Raw genomic sequence first — 14,000 nt, 5'->3', positions numbered from 1 at the left:
CCATGGCCATGCCGCTGCGTCAGACCGTCCGCGTGTCCACCTACCTCATGCAGCAGAAGATCAGGGGGCGGAAGAAGTTCCCGCTCATCGTCGAGCTGGAGCCGCTGTTCGCCTGCAACCTCAAGTGCGAGGGCTGCGGGAAGATCCAGCACCCGGCGGGCGTCCTCAAGCAGCGGATGCCGGTCGCCCAGGCGGTCGGCGCGGTCCTGGAGTGCGGCGCCCCGATGGTCTCCATCGCCGGCGGCGAGCCGCTGATGCACCCGCAGATCGACGAGATCGTCCGCCAGCTGGTGGAGCGCCGCAAGTACGTCTTCCTGTGCACCAACGCCCTGCTGCTGCGCAAGAAGCTCGACAAGTTCACCCCTTCGCCGTACTTCACCTTCGCCGTCCACATCGACGGCCTGGAGGAGCGGCACGACGCCTCGGTGGCCAAGGAGGGGACGTTCGCGGAGGCCGTCGAGGCGATCAAGGAGGCCAAGCGGCGGGGCTTCCGGGTCACCACCAACTCGACCTTCTTCAACACCGACACCGCGCAGACCGTGGTCGAGGTGCTGGACTTCCTCAACGACGACCTCAAGGTCGACGAGATGATGATCTCCCCGGCCTACGCCTACGAGAAGGCCCCCGACCAGGAGCACTTCCTCGGCGTCGAACAGACCCGCGAGCTGTTCCGCAAGGCCTTCGCCGGCGGCAACCGGCGGCGCTGGCGACTCAACCACAGCCCGCTGTTCCTGGACTTCCTGGAGGGCAAGGTCGACTTCGAGTGCACCGCCTGGGGCATCCCCAACTACTCGCTGTTCGGCTGGCAGCGCCCCTGCTACCTGATGTCCGACGGCTACGTCCCCACCTACCGCGAGCTGATCGAGAAGACCGACTGGGACAAGTACGGCCGCGGCCGCGACCCGCGCTGCGACAACTGCATGGCCCACTGCGGCTACGAGCCGACCGCGGTGCTCGCCACCATGGGCTCGCTCAAGGAGTCGATCCGCGCCGCCCGCGAGACCCTCGCCTCGCCCAAGGCGGTCTGACCGGCCGTCACCGGCCGCCCGCGCCCGCGCGGGCGGCCCACGCCGACAGGCGACCGCGACCACCGGGCCGCAGGCTGGACACCGACACTCCACGCACACCGAACCAGCCGTGAGGGGTACGCCATGCCACTGCTGAGCCGGATCACCGGGCCCGCCGACCTCCGACGCCTGCACCCCGAGCAGTTGCCGCTGCTCGCCGACGAGATCCGCGACTTCCTGATCGACGCCGTCACCCGCACCGGCGGCCACCTCGGCCCCAACCTCGGCGTGGTCGAGCTCAGCATCGCTCTGCACCGGGTCTTCGACTCCCCGCACGACCGCGTCCTGTGGGACACCGGCCACCAGGCCTACGTGCACAAACTGCTCACCGGCCGGCAGGACTTCAGCCGGCTGCGCGCCAAGGACGGGCTCTCCGGCTACCCCTCGCGGGCCGAGTCCGAGCACGACCTGATCGAGAACTCGCACGCCTCCACCGCGCTCGGCTACGCCGACGGCATCGCCAAGGCCAACCAGCTGCTCGGGGTGGACCGCTGCACCGTCGCGGTGATCGGCGACGGCGCGCTCACCGGCGGCATGGCCTGGGAGGCGCTCAACAACATCGCCGAGGCCGAGGACCGCCCGCTGGTCATCGTCGTCAACGACAACGAGCGCTCCTACTCGCCGACCATCGGCGGCCTCGCCCACCACCTCGCCACCCTGCGCACCACCCGCGGCTACGAGCGCTTCCTGGCCTGGGGCAAGGACGCCCTGCAGCGCACCCCCGTGGTCGGCCCGCCGCTGTTCGACGCGCTGCACGGCGCCAAGAAGGGCTTCAAGGACGCCTTCGCCCCGCAGGGCATGTTCGAGGACCTCGGCCTGAAGTACCTCGGCCCGATCGACGGCCACGACATCGCCGCCGTCGAACAGGCGCTGCGCCAGGCCCGGAACTTCGGCGGGCCCGTCATCGTGCACTGCCTGACCGTCAAGGGCCGCGGCTACCGGCCCGCCGAGCAGGACGAGGCCGACCGCTTCCACGCGGTGGGCCCGATCGACCCGTACACCTGCCTGCCGATCTCCCCGTCCGCCGGGGCCTCCTGGACCTCCGTGTTCGGGCAGGAGATGCTCGCCCTCGGCGCCGAGCGCCCCGACCTGGTCGCCGTCACCGCCGCGATGCTGCACCCGGTGGGGCTCGGGCCGTTCGCCGCCGCGCACCCCGGGCGGACCTACGACGTCGGGATCGCCGAGCAGCACGCGGTGGCCTCCGCCGCGGGCCTGGCCACCGGCGGGCTGCACCCCGTCGTCGCGGTGTACGCGACCTTCCTGAACCGGGCCTTCGACCAGGTGCTGATGGACGTCGCGCTGCACCGGCTCGGCGTCACCTTCGTGCTCGACCGGGCGGGCGTCACCGGCAACGACGGGGCCTCGCACAACGGCATGTGGGACATGTCGGTCCTGCAGGTCGTCCCCGGGCTGCGGCTGGCCGCCCCGCGCGACGCCGACCGGCTGCGCGAGCAGCTCCGGGAGGCCGTCGCCGTCGAGGACGCGCCCACCGTGGTGCGCTTCCCCAAGGGCGACCTCGGGCCCGCGATCCCGGCGGTCGAGCGGATCGGCGGCGTCGACGTGCTGGCCCGCACCGGCCCCAGCCCCGACGTGCTGCTGGTCGCCGTCGGCCCGATGGCGCCCGCCTGCCTGGACGCCGCCGCGCTGCTGGCCGCCGACGGCATCACCGCCACCGTGGTCGACCCGCGCTGGGTCAAGCCCGTCGACCCGGCGCTGGTCGCGCTGGCCGCCGCGCACCGGATGGTGGTCACCGTCGAGGACAACGGGCGGGCCGGCGGCGTCGGCGCCGCCGTCGCCCAGGCCATGCGGGACGCCGAGGTCGACGTCCCGCTGCGCGACCTGGGCATCCCGCAGGAGTTCCTGGCGCACGCCTCGCGCGGTGAGATCCTGGAGGAGATCGGACTCACCGGCACCGGCGTCGCCGCCCAGACCGCCGCCTACGCCCGCCGCCTGCTGCCCGGCACGCGGAGCGGCGCCCAGGAGTACCGGCCCAGGGTGCCGCGCAAGTGACCGATCGGAGAGAACCAGCGTGACCCAGGCCGAACCGCTCGACCTCGCCGCCCTGCTCGACGCCCGGGGCGGCGAGCGCTACGAACTGCACGCCCGCTACCTCAACCCGCAGCTGCCCCGGATGCTGCACACCATCGGCTTCGACCGGTACTACGAACGCGCCAAGGGGCCGTACTTCTACGACGCCGAGGGCAACGAGTACCTCGACATGCTCGCCGGGTTCGGCATCTTCGCGCTCGGCCGGCACCACCCCGCCGTCCGGGCCGCGATCGAGCAGGTGATGGAGCTGGAGACGGCCGACCTGACCCGCTTCGACTGCTCCCCGCTGCCCGGCCTGCTCGCCGAGCAGCTGATCGCCCACGCCCCCGGCCTGGACCGGGTGTTCTTCGGCAACAGCGGCACCGAGGCGGTCGAGACGGCGCTCAAGTTCGCCCGGTACGCCACCGGGAAGCGCCGCGTCCTGTACTGCGACCACGCCTTCCACGGCCTCACCGCGGGCTCGCTCTCGGTCAACGGCGAGGGCGGCTTCCGCAAGGGCTTCGACCCGCTGCTGCCGGACACCGCGATCCCGCTCGGCGACCTCGGCGCGCTGAAGAAGGAGCTGAAGAAGGGCGACGTCGCGGCGCTGATCGTCGAACCGATCCAGGGCAAGGGCGTGCTCGCCCCGCCGCCCGGCTGGCTGGCCGCCGCCCAGGAACTGCTGCACGCCCACAAGGCGCTGCTGATCTGCGACGAGGTGCAGACCGGCGTCGGCCGCACCGGCACCTTCTTCGCCTACCAGGCCGAGGAGGGCGTCCGCCCCGACCTGGTCTGCGCGGCCAAGGCGCTCTCCGGCGGGTACGTGCCGATCGGGGCGACGCTCGGCAAGTCGTGGATCTTCGAGAAGGTGTACTCCTCGATGGACCGGGTGCTGGTCCACTCCGCCAGCTTCGGCTCCAACGCCCAGGCGATGGCCGCCGGCCTGGCCACCCTGCACGTGATGCGGCAGGAGGGCGTGGTGGAGAACGCCGCGAAGGTCGGCGAACTGTTCCGGTCCCGGCTGGCGGCGCTGACCGAGCGGTACGAGCTGCTCGCCGAGGTGCGCGGGCGCGGGCTGATGATCGGCATCGAGTTCGGCCGCCCCAAGTCGCTGAAGCTACGCACCGGTTGGACGGCGCTGCAGGCCGCCCGCAAGGGGCTGTTCGCGCAGATGGTGGTCGTCCCGCTGCTGCAGCGGCACCGGATCCTCACCCAGGTCTCCGGCGACCACCTGGAGGTGATCAAGCTGATCCCGCCGCTGATCGTCACCGAGAAGGAGGTCGACCGCTTCGTCGACGCCTTCACCGAGGTGATGGACGACGCCCACCGCGGCAGCGGCCTGATGTGGGACTTCGGGCGGACGCTGGTCAAGCAGGCGGTCGGCTCGCGCTAGCGGTCACAGCTCGGTGCGGCGGCGGCGCACCACGACCCACAGGTCCGCCGCCGCCACCGCGGTCAGCACCCCGCAGCCCACCGCGAACACCACCAGTGTCCCGCTGCTGGGCGCGCCGTGCGGGGAGGCCAGTGCCGCCCACACCGCGAACCCTGCCGTGCAGAGCGCGAAGAACGGCAGGAACAGCACCGACAGCAGGAAGCGCAGCTTCAGGTCGCTGCGCGCGTTGGCCGGCTCCGTCCCGCTCAGCCACACCTTCGGGGTCCTGGCCCGCCGCATACGCAACCGCCTCCCTCGTACCCTTCCAGGGTAGGACCGTTCGGGTACGGGGAGGCGGAACGATGGACGACCGGCTGGACGACTATCCGGGGCTGCCGGTGGAACCGGCCCGGGCGCTGGCCGCCGAGCGCGGCTGGCGCACCGTGCGGGTGCTGGCGCCGGACGCGCTGCTGACCATGGAGTACCGCTCGGACCGGCTCAACCTGACGGTGCGCGACGGCGTGGTGGAGCGCGCCTGGGCGGGCTGAGGACGGGCCGGCAGCGGGTGGGACGGCCACGGCTGCGGGAGCGGGGAGGCGGTCGGGCGCGGCCGGGGCACGGCGGCCGGGCGGGCGAAGCGGCCCTCCCGGTGCCAGGCGGCCAGCACCCGCCGGTCCAGCGCGGCGACGGCCGGCTCGGCCAGCGGCAGCGAGAGCAGCACCAGCGCGCCCGCCGCCCAGCCCGCGAACACGTCCGAGATCCAGTGGGTGCCCAGGTAGACGGTGGTCAGCCCGATCGAGGCCGCGGTGAGTCCCGCCAGCACGGTGCCGGTGCGGCGCCAGCGGGTGGCCAGGTAGGCCAGCACGCCCCAGGTGACCACGGCGTTCGCGGTGTGGCCGGAGGGGAAGATGCTGCCGCCGGAGAACAGTTCGGGCGAGCCCACGTAGTGCGCGTAGTGCGGGCCCAGCCGGCCGGTCAGGATCTTCACCCCGCCGACCGTGACGTTCAGCAGCAGCAGGGCCATGCCCATCACCAGCAGCGGCCGCGCCGAGTGCGAGCGGTAGCAGCGCCAGCCCAGCCACAGGCAGGCCGCGATCGCGGTCGGGCCGCGCTGTCCGGCGATCACCCAGATGTCCAGGTAGGGCAGGGCGTCCGGCCAGCGCCGGTACGGCCGCAGCAGTTGCAGCGACCAGTCCAGGTCGACCAGCGGGGAGTCGTACAGGATGGCCAGGACCACCAGCAGGTAGAGCACTCCGACCAGGCCGAAGAGCAGGGCGTGCCGCCGGCTGATCGACGGGAGCGCGGATTCGGTCGTTCCGGTGTGGGGATCGTGACCGGATCGGACCGGAACCGCGCGCGGTGCGGTCGATATCTGTTGCTCGGGTGATTCGGGCTTGGCTGGCACGGCTTCGACATTACCGGTCGCCCCGGAGCCTTCCGGGCTATTCGGGGGATCTGTCACCCGCTGGTGACGTGTCGTCCCCGGTTTCTCCATAGGGGCAGTTCAAGGGCGGAGCGGCGGGGCCGGAAAGGTGCGGTGCGTGGGGGAAATCACGCTCCCCGGCGCTCCCGGGCGCCGCATTCCGGTGGTTTCTCCAATGGCCCGGACGGTGGTGCGAGAACGAATGAGGCGGCCGATTTCCCGTGACCCAGGTCACTTCCGGGTCGCTTCCGGGAAATCGGCCGCCGATTCGAACGGGCGGCGCCGGGCTCAGGGCAGCAGTCGTTCGACGGCCGCCGCGCCCTGTTCCTCCAGGTCCTTCTTGGCCTTCGCCAGCAGCGCCGGGGTGGGCGTGCGGCCCGAGGCCATCACCAGGTCCTCGGGGTCGACCGGGTGCTCCGCCCCGGTGTGCAGCAGGTTGTCCGGGGTCGGCATGGACTCGCTGTCCGTGGAGTCGGTCATCAAGATCCTCCGTGGGTGGAGCGCCGGAGGGGCCGGCCCGGCCCCTCCGACGGGGCGCGCCCGCCGCCGGGGCCGGCGGCGGGAGGTCTGCCATCGAGTCTGGACCCCGGCCCCGGGCGGCGCACCACGAGCGCGCCGCGGCGCCGGCCGGGTCAGTCGAGCGGGCCGCCGGCCACGTAGATGACCTGGCCGGAGACGAAGCCGGCGCCCTCGGAGGCCAGGAAGGAGATGGTGTGCGCGATGTCCTCCGGCACGCCGACCCGCTGGACCGGGATGGCGGAGGCGGCGGCCTGCTTGAACGCCTCGAACTCCATGCCGACCCGGGCCGCGGTGGCCGCGGTCATGTCGGTGGCGATGAAGCCGGGGGCGACCGCGTTGGCGGTGATGCCGAACTTGCCCAGCTCGATCGCCAGGGTCTTGGTGAAGCCCTGCAGGCCGGCCTTGGCCGCCGAGTAGTTGGCCTGGCCGCGGTTGCCCTGGGCGGAGGAGGAGGACAGGTTGACGACCCGCCCGAAGCCGGCCGCCACCATGTGCTTCTGCACCGCGCGGGTCATCAGGAAGGCGCCCTTGAGGTGCACGCTCATCACGGTGTCCCAGTCCGACTCGGACATCTTGAACAGCAGGTTGTCGCGCAGCACGCCGGCGTTGTTCACCAGCACCACCGGGGTGCCCAGCTCGGCGGCGATCCGGTCCACCGCGGCCTGCACCTGCTCGGCGTCCGACACGTCCGCGCCGACGGCCAGCGCGCGGCCGCCCGCGGCCTCGATCGCCTCGGCGGTGCCCTTGGCGGTGGACTCCTCCAGGTCGACCACGGCGACGGCGTAACCGTCCGCGGCCAGCCGGAGCGCGGTGGCGGCGCCGATCCCACGCGCCGCACCCGTCACCACGGCCACCCGCACCGGGGCGTCGGCGGTCACGGACGTGCTCTGCTCGGTCATCTTCGTACTCGTCTCTCTCGAAGTCGGACGACGGGACCGGCGCGGGCCGGCGACCCGTGGATGAGAAATAAATGAGGTGCGCAGCGCGCAGCGCGGCAACCCTACCGGCGGGTAGGGTTTCCGGCCAGGGGCAGCGCCGCAGGTGACGGAGGGTGAGGGCGAAAAGCGGCCGAGCGGGTGAACCGGGTTGGGCGTGGTCCCGACATGCGGGGGAAATATGCCAACTTCGCCGAACCTGCGACTACTCTGCGCCCCTACCTGCCAGTCCAGGCCGACCGTTTGTATAGTGTGCGCCAGCAGCCACCGGCTGCACGGCCGGCGCGTCCTCACTCACAGCGGGATGCTCACTCGCCGTTACTGCCCCGCTCGGGTGTCCCACACACACCCGGGCGTGACACCGGGACGGATTTCATGGTGCTGGGGGAGATCCCGACAACCCGCGTGCCCGGCCGACTGCAGCAGTCGCCCGGTCACCTCATCCGCGTGGCCCAGCAGGTGCACACCCGCTTGTGGTCCGAATACGTCGGTACCGAGCTGACGGCTCCGCAGTTCGCGGTGCTGCTGGTACTGGCCCTGGAGCCCGGAGCCGACCAGCGCACGGTCGGCGAACGGGCCTCGCTCGACAAGGCGACGATGGCCGAGATGGTCGCCCGGCTGGTCCGACGGGGCCTGGTGCTCCGCCGCCGGGACCCGGCCGACGGCCGCCGCAAGCTGCTCGCCCTCTCGCAGAGCGGCGCTCAGGCCGTCCGCGAGGCGACCGGCGGCGTGGTCCGGGTCCAGCGGACCCTGTTCGAGCCGCTCGGCCCGGACGAGCAGCTGGAGATCGTCCGGGTGATGGCCCGGATAGCCCGGCTGGAGCCGTCCGCGGTCGCCGTGCCGGGGGAGGCCAGGCCCACGCTGGACGCCCAGCGGGCCATCGGCTACCTGATCCGGGTCGCCCAGCAGGTGCACACCAAGCTCTGGACGGAGAAGGTCGGCACCGAGCTGACGGCCCCTCAGTACGCGGTGCTGGACGCCCTGGAGACCGAGCCGGGCGCCGACCAGCGCACGGTCGGTGAGCTGGCCTCGCTCGACAAGGCGACGATGGCCGAGATGGTCAGCCGGCTGGTCCGGCGCGGCCTGGTGCTGCGCCGCCGGGACCCCTCGGACGGGCGCCGCAACCTGCTCTCGCTCTCCCCGACCGGCCAGGAGCTGCTGCACCGCTCCACCGCCGGGGTCCGCGAGGTCCAGGAGGCACTGCTCGCCCCGCTGGAACCGCAGGAGCACGCACCGGCACTGGCGCTGCTCGCGAAGGCGGCCCGGCTGTAACGATTCTGCAAAACGCTGCCCGGTCGTTCGGGCGGCGAGCGCGCCCCGGCCGGTAACGCGGCACCGCCCGGGACGTGCCGGAGGGGGCCGAAACCCGATCGGGTTTCGGCCCCCTCCGGCGTCGGTGGAGTTGACTCTCCGTCAGCGGACGGGGCGTCAACTCCGCTCTCAGTTCCAGTCGAAGTCCGCCGGGTCCGGGCCGATCCGCTGCCCGGTGGCGATGCCGTCGATCGCCGCGAGGTCCTCGGCGTCCAGCTCGAAGCCGGTGACGTCCAGGTTCTCCCGGATCCGGGCCGGGGTGACCGACTTCGGGATGGCGATCACGCCGGACTGCAGGTGCCAGCGCAGCACCACCTGGGCCGCGGTGCGGCCGTGCTTGGCGGCGACGGCCAGCAGGGCGGGCTCGGCCAGCAGGTCCTTGCCCTGGCCCAGCGGGCTCCACGCCTCGGTGGCGATGCCGTGCTCGGCGTGCAGGGCGCGCAGCTCGGCCTGCGGGAAGTACGGGTGCAGCTCGATCTGGTTCAGGGCCGGCTTCACCTCGGCCTCGGCGAGCAGCGCCCGCAGGTCCGGCACCCGGAAGTTGGAGACGCCGATCGCGCGGACCCGGCCCTCGGCGTGCAGCTGCTCGAAGGCGCGCCAGATGTTCAGGAAGGCGTCGCCGTGCATCGGGCGCGGCCAGTGGATCAGGTACAGGTCCAGCCGGTCGAGGCCGAGGCGGCCGAGCGACTCGTCGAAGGTGCGCAGCACCCGGTCGCGGCCCTGCTGACCGGACCAGTCGACGGTGCCCGAGTTCCACAGCTTGGTGGTCACGAACAGCTCGTCGCGGGCCACGCCGGACTCGGCGATCGCCTGGCCGGTGCCCTTCTCGTTCTCGTAGATCTCGGCGGTGTCGATCGAGCGGTAGCCGGCCTCGATCGCGGTGCGCACCGCGGGGACGGCCTCCGCGTCCGGCACCTGCCAGACGCCGAAGCCGAGCTGCGGGATCCGCACGCCGTCGTTCAGCGTGATCGAGGGGATCGGGGGGACTGCGGGGGTGCTGGTCACGGGAAGGGGTGCCCTTCGGTTGCCGGTTCGCTTCTGCTGGTCCTGCTGGTCCTGCTGGTCCTGCTGTTGTTGCCCGTGTTGCCTCTCCGGGCTTCCGGAGCGGCTGCAACGGCAGTGAGCTGCGGTTTATTCCCGGGAGCGGGTAGTTCCCCGGAACGGATGAAAGCCGGCGGGGCCGGCGGCCGGATCGGGCCGTTCTGCCGGAAAACCTGTTGCGTGCGTCACAGGGCGACGGTCAGGCTCACCGCATGTGACGAGCCGACCACCCCTTCCGCCGCTCACCTCCGACGCGCCGGAGCCCGCACCGGGCCCGGCCGGCCGACGCCGCCCGCCGTGCTCCCCCGGCCGGGCCCGTCCCTCCCTGCCCCGCCGCACCCCGTAACGGAGCGACCATGCCGCTCGTCCCCCTTCCGCTGCCCGATCCCGGCAGCCCCGACCTCAGTTCGCCGCGCGGGTTCCTGCGCTGGCTCGGCCGCTCCCAGCTCCGGGGCCGGCTGCTCGCCACGCTGTGGAGCACGCTGGAGCTCGGTGCGCTGGCCGCGCTGCCGGTGGCGATCGGCCGCGGCGTCCAGGCCGTCGTCGACCGGGACACCCGGGCCCTGCTGGCGGCCGGTCTGCTCGCCCTGCTGCTGTCCGCCCTGCAGACCACGATGACGGTGCTGGTGCACCGCCGGGCGGTGTGGAACTGGATCCACGCCGCCTCCCAGGTCCGCCAGCTGGTGGCCCGTCAGGCCTCCGCGCTGGGCGGCGGGTTGAGCCGGCGGATCGCCACCGGCGAGATCGTCGCCGTCTCCAGCGGCGACGTCGAGAAGATCGGCTGGTACGTCGAGCTCACCGCCCGGCTGTACGGCGCGGTGCTGGCCTGGCTCGGCGTCAGCGTCGTGGTGCTGTGGCACCAACCCGGCCTCGGGCTGGCCGTGCTGCTCGGCATGCCCGTGCTGGCTGCCGCGGTGTGGCCGCTGCTCGGGCCGTTCGAGCGGCGGTACACCGAGCAGCGCGCGCTCGGCGGCAAGGCCTCCGAGCTGGCCGCCGACACGGTCGCCGGGCTGCGGGTGCTGCGCGGCATCGGCGGCGAGGAGCTGTTCCTGCGCCGCTACCGGGCCGCCTCCCAGCGGGTGCGCGCCGCCGCCGTCCGTACCGCTCGCACCTGGGCGGTGATGCAGGCCCAGGAGGTGCTGCTGCCCGGCCTGTTCGTCATCGGCGTCACCTGGTACGGCGCCCGGCTGGCCCTCGACGGGTCGATCGGGGTCGGCGAGCTGATCGCCGTCTACGGCGCCACCGCCTTCCTGGCCGCCCCGCTGCGGGTGATCGGCGAGGCCGCGCACGCCTGGAGCGTCGCCCGGGTCTCGGCCGGGCGGGCGGTCAAGGTGCTCGCGCTGACCCGGGAGGAGGGCCCGAATGGTGACGGAGCGTCAGCTCCGGTCGGGGCGGGGGGCGGTGAGGGCGCGGTGGAGCTGGTGCGCCGGGCCGGGCGGTCGGACCTGCACGATCCGGTCAGCGGGCTGACCGCCCGGGCCGGGCGGCTGACCGCGGTGGTCTGCGGCGACCCGGACGCGGCGGGGGAGTTGGCGGCCCGGCTCGGCGGGCGGCCCGCGCTCGCCGAGGGCGAGCGGGCCAAGCCCTCCGTCCGGCTCGGCGGGATCGCGCTGGACGGGGTGCCGCTGGCCGCCGCCCGAGCAGCGGTGCTGGTCCACGACAAGGAGCCGGTGCTGCTCTCCGGCACCCTGGCCGGGCTGCTCGACGTCCCCCGCTCCGGCCGGGTCGAGCCCGCCGAGGCACTGGCCGCCGCCCGCGCCGAGGACGCGCTGGAGGCGCTGGTCGAGGGCTCGCCCGAGTGCGCGGGCGACCCGATGGCGGCCCGGATCACCGAGCGCGGCCGCTCGCTCTCCGGCGGCCAGCGCCAGCGCCTCGCGCTGGCCCGCTCGCTGGTGGCCGACCCGCCGGTGCTGGTGCTGGACGAACCGACCAGCGCGGTCGACGCCCACACCGAGTCGCGGATCGCCGCGGGCCTGCGCGAACTGCGGGCCGGGCGCACCACGGTGGTCTTCGCCACCAGTCCGCTGCTGCTCGACCGGGCCGACACCGTCCTGCTGCTCCAGCAGGGCCGGGTCGCCGCCACCGGCACCCACCGGGAGCTGATGGCGGCGGACCCGCGCTACCGGGCGGTCGTCACCCGGGACGAGGGCGCGCCGGGCGGCGCGAGGGCAGGGGACGCAGGGGAAGCGGAGGTAGCGGTGGGTTCGGGAGGTGCGCAGTGAACGGGTGCCCGTCCGTGGTCCGGACTGCCGCGGAGGTCGTCCGGGGGCGCGTCCACCAGCACGTCCAGCGGAGCCGGAGCCGGAGCCGGAGCCGGAGTCAGAGCTGGAGCTGGAGTCAGAGTCAGAGTCGGAGTCGGAGTCGAAGGAGTACGTCGTGAAGCCCCCGAAGATGCACGAGCAGGGGCCGGCCACCACGCTGCCGGTCGGCTCCACCGCGGCCGTGCGGGCGTACGGGCGGATGCTGTTGCGGCGTCACCGCAAGGGGCTGGCTGCGGTGGTGGGCCTGCACGGGGCGGCGACGGTGGCGGGGCTGGTCGGGCCGGCGGTGCTCGGGTCGCTGGTGCAGTCGCTGTCGGTGGAGGGCGGAGGCGGGCGGATCGCCGCCGCGATCGGGTGGTACCTGGCCGCGCTGGTGGTGCAGTCGGTGTTCACCGGGCTGTCGCTGCTGCGCGGCAGCGTGCTCGGCGAGGAGGCGCTGGCCGACCTGCGGGAGGACTTCCTGGTCCGCTCGGTGGGGCTGCCGCTCGGCGTGCTGGAGCGGGCCGGCACCGGTGACCTGGTCTCCCGGGGCACCACCGACATCGACCGGCTGGCCCGCTCGGTCCGCGACGCGGTGCCCGAACTGGTGGTCGCCGTGGTCTCGGTGGTGCTGGTGCTCGGCGCGCTGGTGGTCACCTCGCCGCTGCTGGCCGCCACCGCCGTGCTCGGCCTGCCGCTGCTGATCCTCACCTCCCGCTGGTACTTCCGGCGGGCCCCGCAGTCCTACCGCAACGAGTCGGCCGGGTACGCGGCGGTCAACACCGTGCTCGCCGAGACGGTCGACGCCGGGCGGACGGTCGAGGCGCTGCGGCTCGGCGACCGCCGGGTGGAGCTGACGGACCGGAAGATCAGCGAGTGGATCGCCTGGGAGCGGTACACGCTGTGGCTGCGCAGCGTCTGGTTCCCCACCGTGGACGGCACCTACGCGCTGGCCGTGCTCGGCACCCTGGTGCTGGGCGGACTGTTCGCCCTGCACGGCTGGATCGGCCCGGGCCGGCTGACCACCGGGGTGCTGTACGCCCAGGCGCTGGTGCACCCGGTCTCCCGGATCCTGCGCTGGTACGACGAGCTGCAGATCGGGCAGACCTCGCTGGCCCGGCTGGTCGGCGTCCGCGAGGTCGCCGAGCCGGAGACCGACGCGGCGCTGCGCCCGGACGGCCGCCGGGTCGAGGCCCGGCAGGTCAGCTTCGGCTACCGGGAGGGGGCGGACGTGCTGCGCGACATCACGCTGGACGTCGAGCCGGGCAGCCGGGTGGCGCTGGTCGGGCCGTCGGGGGCGGGCAAGTCGACGCTGGGCCGGCTGCTGGCGGGCATCTACGCGCCGGGCCGGGGCCTGGTCACGCTCGGCGGGGCGCAGCTGTCGCGGATGCCGGCCGAGCGGGTGCGCACCGAGGTGGCACTGGTCAACCAAGAGCACCACGTCTTCGTCGGCACCCTGCGGGACAACCTGCACCTGGCCCGCGAGGAGGCCGACGACACCGAGCTGCGGGCCGCGCTCACCGCGGTCGACGCGCAGGAGTGGGTGGACGCGCTGCCGGACGGGCTGGACACCGAAGTCGGCTCCGGCGGCACCGCGTTGACGCCCGCCCAGGCCCAGCAGCTGGCGCTGGCCCGGCTGGTACTGGCCGACCCGCACACCCTGGTGCTGGACGAGGCCACCTCGCTGCTCGACCCGCGGGCGGCCCGGCACCTGGAGCGTTCGCTCTCCCGGGTCCTGGCCGGGCGCACCGTGGTGGCGATCGCGCACCGGCTGCACACCGCGCACGACGCCGACGTGATCGCGGTGGTCGAGCAGGGCCGGATCACCGAGTACGGGCCGCACCCGGAGCTGGTGGCCTCCGGCGGGCCGTACGCGGCGCTCTGGCGGTCCTGGCGGGACGAGAGGTAGCGGGGGAGGGGCTGTTGCCGCACCGTCCGGCGGGGATTCCGGCGGACGGTGCGGCGGTGCGACGCTGGGCCGGTGCCAGGTGGCTCGGTGCAGGCGGGCGGGTGCAGGCGGGGCGGGTGTAGCGCGGATGGGTGAATGGGGCGGGTGAATGGGCG

The 14,000-nt window shown here is 73.6% G+C and carries 11 protein-coding genes; 6 read left to right on the top strand and 5 right to left on the bottom strand.

Going from position 1 to position 14,000, the window contains the following annotated elements; all coding sequences use genetic code 11:
* The first annotated feature begins 2 nt into the window (after positions 1 to 2).
* The 3 genes from hpnH (at position 3) to IH44_RS0116900 (ending at position 4,488) form a co-directional block, all read left to right on the top strand.
* The gene (hpnH, locus tag IH44_RS0116910) at positions 3 to 1,028 is read left to right on the top strand and encodes an adenosyl-hopene transferase HpnH (protein WP_030460404.1); all 1,026 of its coding nucleotides are present in this window, start codon (positions 3 to 5) and stop codon (positions 1,026 to 1,028) included.
* A 123-nt stretch (positions 1,029 to 1,151) separates the two neighbouring features.
* Positions 1,152 to 3,077, top strand: coding sequence for a 1-deoxy-D-xylulose-5-phosphate synthase (dxs, locus tag IH44_RS0116905; RefSeq protein ID WP_030460403.1), 1,926 nt, complete (start codon positions 1,152 to 1,154; stop codon positions 3,075 to 3,077).
* A gap of 19 nt (positions 3,078 to 3,096) precedes the next feature.
* Positions 3,097 to 4,488: an aspartate aminotransferase family protein gene (locus tag IH44_RS0116900; protein ID WP_030460402.1), complete on the top strand. Its 1,392-nt coding sequence runs from the start codon at positions 3,097 to 3,099 to the stop codon at positions 4,486 to 4,488.
* Between the two features lie 3 nt (positions 4,489 to 4,491).
* Here the strand turns inward: IH44_RS0116900 and IH44_RS0116895 are convergent, their stop codons facing one another.
* The 4 genes from IH44_RS0116895 to fabG form a co-directional block, all read right to left on the bottom strand.
* Positions 4,492 to 4,767 carry a DUF6343 family protein gene (locus IH44_RS0116895; protein ID WP_030460401.1) on the bottom strand — a complete coding sequence of 92 codons (276 nt, stop codon included), beginning with the start codon at positions 4,765 to 4,767 and terminating at the stop codon, positions 4,492 to 4,494.
* Between the two features lie 82 nt (positions 4,768 to 4,849).
* The gene (locus IH44_RS49720; protein WP_369794959.1) at positions 4,850 to 5,872 is read right to left on the bottom strand and encodes a phosphatase PAP2 family protein; all 1,023 of its coding nucleotides are present in this window, start codon (positions 5,870 to 5,872) and stop codon (positions 4,850 to 4,852) included.
* Between the two features lie 306 nt (positions 5,873 to 6,178).
* Positions 6,179 to 6,370 carry a hypothetical protein gene (locus tag IH44_RS0116885; RefSeq protein WP_030460399.1) on the bottom strand — a complete coding sequence of 64 codons (192 nt, stop codon included), beginning with the start codon at positions 6,368 to 6,370 and terminating at the stop codon, positions 6,179 to 6,181.
* Between the two features lie 152 nt (positions 6,371 to 6,522).
* Complete coding sequence (fabG, locus tag IH44_RS0116880; protein WP_051816991.1) at positions 6,523 to 7,308, bottom strand: 3-oxoacyl-ACP reductase FabG; 786 nt, start codon at positions 7,306 to 7,308, stop codon at positions 6,523 to 6,525.
* 507 nt (positions 7,309 to 7,815) lie between these two features.
* On the opposite strand from fabG, the gene IH44_RS48095 reads away from it, so the two are divergent.
* Positions 7,816 to 8,616 (top strand): MarR family winged helix-turn-helix transcriptional regulator, encoded by an 801-nt coding sequence (locus IH44_RS48095; protein WP_232794972.1) that lies wholly within the window; start codon positions 7,816 to 7,818, stop codon positions 8,614 to 8,616.
* 168 nt (positions 8,617 to 8,784) lie between these two features.
* On the opposite strand, the gene IH44_RS0116865 is transcribed toward IH44_RS48095, so the two are convergent.
* Positions 8,785 to 9,660 carry an aldo/keto reductase gene (locus IH44_RS0116865; RefSeq protein WP_030460396.1) on the bottom strand — a complete coding sequence of 292 codons (876 nt, stop codon included), beginning with the start codon at positions 9,658 to 9,660 and terminating at the stop codon, positions 8,785 to 8,787.
* 392 nt (positions 9,661 to 10,052) lie between these two features.
* Between IH44_RS0116865 and IH44_RS0116860 the strand changes: the two genes are divergently transcribed.
* Positions 10,053 to 11,918 (top strand): ABC transporter ATP-binding protein, encoded by a 1,866-nt coding sequence (locus tag IH44_RS0116860; RefSeq protein WP_030460395.1) that lies wholly within the window; start codon positions 10,053 to 10,055, stop codon positions 11,916 to 11,918.
* Between the two features lie 169 nt (positions 11,919 to 12,087).
* A complete protein-coding gene (locus tag IH44_RS0116855) occupies positions 12,088 to 13,845 on the top strand; it encodes an ABC transporter ATP-binding protein (protein WP_030460394.1) in 1,758 nt (585 codons plus the stop codon).
* Positions 13,846 to 14,000: the final 155 nt, after the last annotated feature.

Source organism: Kitasatospora sp. NRRL B-11411 (assembly GCF_000721345.1).
Lineage (GTDB): Bacteria > Actinomycetota > Actinomycetes > Streptomycetales > Streptomycetaceae > Kitasatospora > Kitasatospora cineracea.
Note: the sequence above shows the minus strand (reverse complement) of the source record. Positions and strands in the feature narration are given on the sequence as shown.